The organism is Microbacterium sp. NPDC087592, from assembly GCF_044743585.1.
In the GTDB taxonomy this organism is placed as follows: Bacteria; Actinomycetota; Actinomycetes; order Actinomycetales; family Microbacteriaceae; genus Microbacterium.
In genome coordinates, this window is sequence record NZ_JBIUWT010000006.1 from 1 (window position 1) to 5593 (window position 5593).

General features: G+C 54.6%; 3 rRNA genes. All 3 read left to right on the forward strand.

Annotated elements, in window-relative coordinates:
* Window positions 1-263 precede the first annotated feature (263 nt).
* Window positions 264-1787 (forward strand): 16S ribosomal RNA (locus ACIOTO_RS19935).
* Between the two features lie 431 nt (window positions 1788-2218).
* Window positions 2219-5323 (forward strand): 23S ribosomal RNA (locus ACIOTO_RS19940).
* Between the two features lie 108 nt (window positions 5324-5431).
* A 5S ribosomal RNA gene (rrf, locus tag ACIOTO_RS19945) occupies window positions 5432-5548 on the forward strand.
* Together the 16S, 23S and 5S rRNA genes form the textbook arrangement of a ribosomal RNA operon.
* The last annotated feature ends 45 nt before the right edge of the window (window positions 5549-5593 follow it).

Below are 5593 nucleotides of genomic sequence, written 5' to 3' on the forward strand. Positions count from 1 at the left end.
GGTAAGATAGAGAAGTTGCCCTGCGGGCCTGGCTGTGATGGCTGGGTCGTGGGAGCATCCGATCCTTGAGAACTCAACAGCGTGCACTTGTCAAATGCCAAATTATCCTCGTCTCCACTTCGGTGGGGGTGAGAATTCCTTTGGATCAAAGACCAACTCCTTCCGGGGGGTTGGCAATGGATGAAGTCAGCAATGAATTTGTCTCTTTGGTCAGCATCAAACTCGCTGCGTCATCGTTTTCCCGGTGTCGTATGCATTTCTTTTTTACGGAGAGTTTGATCCTGGCTCAGGATGAACGCTGGCGGCGTGCTTAACACATGCAAGTCGAACGGTGAACACGGAGCTTGCTCTGTGGGATCAGTGGCGAACGGGTGAGTAACACGTGAGCAACCTGCCCCTGACTCTGGGATAAGCGCTGGAAACGGCGTCTAATACTGGATATGTGACGTGACCGCATGGTCTGCGTCTGGAAAGAATTTCGGTTGGGGATGGGCTCGCGGCCTATCAGCTTGTTGGTGAGGTAATGGCTCACCAAGGCGTCGACGGGTAGCCGGCCTGAGAGGGTGACCGGCCACACTGGGACTGAGACACGGCCCAGACTCCTACGGGAGGCAGCAGTGGGGAATATTGCACAATGGGCGCAAGCCTGATGCAGCAACGCCGCGTGAGGGACGACGGCCTTCGGGTTGTAAACCTCTTTTAGCAGGGAAGAAGCGAAAGTGACGGTACCTGCAGAAAAAGCGCCGGCTAACTACGTGCCAGCAGCCGCGGTAATACGTAGGGCGCAAGCGTTATCCGGAATTATTGGGCGTAAAGAGCTCGTAGGCGGTTTGTCGCGTCTGCTGTGAAATCCGGAGGCTCAACCTCCGGCCTGCAGTGGGTACGGGCAGACTAGAGTGCGGTAGGGGAGATTGGAATTCCTGGTGTAGCGGTGGAATGCGCAGATATCAGGAGGAACACCGATGGCGAAGGCAGATCTCTGGGCCGTAACTGACGCTGAGGAGCGAAAGGGTGGGGAGCAAACAGGCTTAGATACCCTGGTAGTCCACCCCGTAAACGTTGGGAACTAGTTGTGGGGTCCATTCCACGGATTCCGTGACGCAGCTAACGCATTAAGTTCCCCGCCTGGGGAGTACGGCCGCAAGGCTAAAACTCAAAGGAATTGACGGGGACCCGCACAAGCGGCGGAGCATGCGGATTAATTCGATGCAACGCGAAGAACCTTACCAAGGCTTGACATATACGAGAACGGGCCAGAAATGGTCAACTCTTTGGACACTCGTAAACAGGTGGTGCATGGTTGTCGTCAGCTCGTGTCGTGAGATGTTGGGTTAAGTCCCGCAACGAGCGCAACCCTCGTTCTATGTTGCCAGCACGTAATGGTGGGAACTCATGGGATACTGCCGGGGTCAACTCGGAGGAAGGTGGGGATGACGTCAAATCATCATGCCCCTTATGTCTTGGGCTTCACGCATGCTACAATGGCCGGTACAAAGGGCTGCAATACCGCGAGGTGGAGCGAATCCCAAAAAGCCGGTCCCAGTTCGGATTGAGGTCTGCAACTCGACCTCATGAAGTCGGAGTCGCTAGTAATCGCAGATCAGCAACGCTGCGGTGAATACGTTCCCGGGTCTTGTACACACCGCCCGTCAAGTCATGAAAGTCGGTAACACCTGAAGCCGGTGGCCTAACCTTTTTGGAGGGAGCCGTCGAAGGTGGGATCGGTAATTAGGACTAAGTCGTAACAAGGTAGCCGTACCGGAAGGTGCGGCTGGATCACCTCCTTTCTAAGGAGCATCTGACACCTCCGGGTGTCCAGAACCCAGATCGAAGGCATACGTTCTTCGCTGGGAGCTCATGGGTGGAACATTTGACATGGTGTGAAGGATGTTGTTCTTCTCTAGTACGTCGGGTCTTCGGATCTGGTGGGAACGGGGAGGGTGGCGGATGTCGCACCTGCACGCTGTTGGGTCCTGAGGGACCGGATGCGCACTGGCCTTTGGGTCGAGTGCACAGTCGGTTACTCTGGGCCTCTTTCTGTTTCCCCCGTGTGGGGTTGTGGATGGGGGCACCGCCCGTACTTTGAGAACTACACAGTGGACGCGAGCATCTTGCAGCTGACTTCGGTCAGTTGCACAAGATGATCTTAAAGATCATTAGTCAATTTCATGCCGGACCTTTCGGGGTCTGGTGTCGATTCTGATTCAAACTCATGTGATTTCAAGTCTTTAAGAGCAAACGGTGGATGCCTTGGCATCTGGAGCCGAAGAAGGACGTAGCAATCTGCGATAAGCCTCGGGGAACTGATAAGCAAGTTTTGATCCGAGGGTGTCCGAATGGGGAAACCCCGCTGGGCGGCGTGCCGACCTAGTGACTCCCGCCTGAATATATAGGGCGGGTAGAGGGAACGTGGGGAAGTGAAACATCTCAGTACCCACAGGAAGAGAAAGCAACCGCGATTCCGTTAGTAGTGGCGAGCGAAACCGGAACAGGCTAAACCTAGCGTGTGTGATAGCCGGCAGGTGTTGCACGTTGGGGGTTGTGGGACTTTTCAGTCATCTCTGCCGAGGTGGCGGCGTTACAAGAAGGTATAGACGAACGGTCTTGAAAGGCCGGTCATAGAGGGTGCCAACCCCGTAGTCGAAATGCTTCTCTTGGCGCGAAGAGTATCCCAAGTAGCACGGGGCCCGTGAAATCCCGTGTGAATCTGTCAGGACCACCTGATAAGCCTAAATACTCCCAGATGACCGATAGCGGACAAGTACCGTGAGGGAAAGGTGAAAAGTACCCCGGGAGGGGAGTGAAATAGTACCTGAAACCGTTTGCTTACAAACCGTTGGAGCCTCCTTAGTAGGGGTGACAGCGTGCCTTTTGAAGAATGAGCCTGCGAGTTAGCGATATGTGGCGAGGTTAACCCGTGTGGGGTAGCCGTAGCGAAAGCGAGTCTGAATAGGGCGATTCAGTCGCATGTCCTAGACCCGAAGCGAAGTGATCTATCCATGGCCAGGTTGAAGCGACGGTAAGACGTCGTGGAGGACCGAACCCACTTAGGTTGAAAACTGAGGGGATGAGCTGTGGATAGGGGTGAAAGGCCAATCAAACTTCGTGATAGCTGGTTCTCTCCGAAATGCATTTAGGTGCAGCGTTGCGTGTTTCTTGCCGGAGGTAGAGCTACTGGATGGCCGATGGGCCCTACAAGGTTACTGACGTCAGCCAAACTCCGAATGCCGGTAAGTGAGAGCGCAGCAGTGAGACTGTGGGGGATAAGCTTCATAGTCGAGAGGGAAACAACCCAGACCACCAACTAAGGTCCCAAAGCGCGTGCTAAGTGGGAAAGGATGTGGAGTTGCCTTGACAACCAGGAGGTTGGCTTAGAAGCAGCCACCCTTGAAAGAGTGCGTAATAGCTCACTGGTCAAGTGATTCCGCGCCGACAATGTAACGGGGCTCAAGCACGCCACCGAAGTTGTGGCATTGACATTATTGGTAGGCCTTCGTGGTCCAGCCGTGTTGATGGGTAGGAGAGCGTCGTGTGGCCAGCGAAGCGGCGGTGTGAACCAGCCGTGGAGGCTACACGAGTGAGAATGCAGGCATGAGTAGCGAATGACGTGTGAGAAACACGTCCTCCGAAAGACCAAGGGTTCCAGGGTCAAGCTAATCTTCCCTGGGTAAGTCGGGACCTAAGGCGAGGCCGACAGGCGTAGTCGATGGACAACGGGTTGATATTCCCGTACCGGCGAAGAACCGCCCAAGCTAATCCAGTAGTGCTAAGTGTCTGAATCCCAGTGACTGATCCCTTCGGGGTGACGCTCTGGGCCTAGCGCACGACCCCATTCTGGTGCGGTTAGCGTATTAACAGGTGTGACGCAGGAAGGTAGCCCAAGCCAGGCGATGGTTGTCCTGGTGCAAGTGCGTAGGCCGAGTCGTAGGCAAATCCGCGATTCATTAAGGCTGAGACACGATGCGGATAAAAAGTGGGTGATCCTATGCTGCCAAGAAAAGCATCGACGCGAGGTTCTAGCCGCCCGTACCCCAAACCGACTCAGGTGGTCAGGTAGAGAATACCAAGGAGATCGAGAGAATCGTGGTTAAGGAACTCGGCAAAATGCCCCCGTAACTTCGGGAGAAGGGGGGCCTTCGGCGTATAGGGATTTACTCCCGAAAGCGTTTGGAGGCCGCAGAGACTAGTGGGTAGCGACTGTTTACTAAAAACACAGGTCCGTGCCAAGTCGCAAGACGATGTATACGGACTGACGCCTGCCCGGTGCTGGAAGGTTAAGAGGACCGGTTAGCCGTAAGGCGAAGCTGAGAATTTAAGCCCCAGTAAACGGCGGTGGTAACTATAACCATCCTAAGGTAGCGAAATTCCTTGTCGGGTAAGTTCCGACCTGCACGAATGGCGTAACGACTTCCCAACTGTCTCAACCGCGAACTCGGCGAAATTGCATTACGAGTAAAGATGCTCGTTACGCGCAGCAGGACGGAAAGACCCCGTGACCTTTACTACAGCTTGGTATTGGTGTTCGGTGTGGCTTGTGTAGGATAGGTGGGAGACTTTGAAGCATGGACGCTAGTTCGTGTGGAGTCATTGTTGAAATACCACTCTGGTCACTCTGGATATCTAACTTCGAACCGTAATCCGGTTCAGGGACAGTGCCTGGTGGGTAGTTTAACTGGGGCGGTTGCCTCCCAAAAAGTAACGGAGGCGCCCAAAGGTTCCCTCAACCTGGTTGGCAATCAGGTGTCGAGTGTAAGTGCACAAGGGAGCTTGACTGTGAGACTGACAGGTCGAGCAGGGACGAAAGTCGGGACTAGTGATCCGGCAGTGGCTTGTGGAAGCGCTGTCGCTCAACGGATAAAAGGTACCTCGGGGATAACAGGCTGATCTTGCCCAAGAGTCCATATCGACGGCATGGTTTGGCACCTCGATGTCGGCTCGTCGCATCCTGGGGCTGGAGTAGGTCCCAAGGGTTGGGCTGTTCGCCCATTAAAGCGGTACGCGAGCTGGGTTTAGAACGTCGTGAGACAGTTCGGTCCCTATCCGCTGCGCGCGTAGGAAATTTGAGAGGATCTGACCCTAGTACGAGAGGACCGGGTTGGACGAACCTCTGGTGTGTCAGTTGTTCCGCCAGGAGCACCGCTGATTAGCTACGTTCGGGATGGATAACCGCTGAAAGCATCTAAGCGGGAAGCCGGCCTCAAGATGAGATTTCCATACCTTCGGGTGAGAGGCTCCCAGCCAGACTACTGGGTTGATAGGCCAGATGTGGAAGTGCAGTAATGCATGCAGCTGACTGGTACTAATAAGCCGATGACTTGATAACACACCGTTTGTTGGTGCTACGCGTCCACTGAGTGGTTCTCGATGTACGGTCGAGAACCGCATAACAACAATGACTTTGTTATGTGTTTGATTGAAACATCAATAGTGTTTCGGCGGCCATAGCGTGAGGGAAACGCCCGGTTACATTCCGAACCCGGAAGCTAAGCCTCACAGCGCCGATGGTACTGCAGGGGGGACCCTGTGGGAGAGTAGGACACCGCCGGACTCCTTTTAGACAAAATGGCCACCCATCGATGGGTGGCCATTTTGC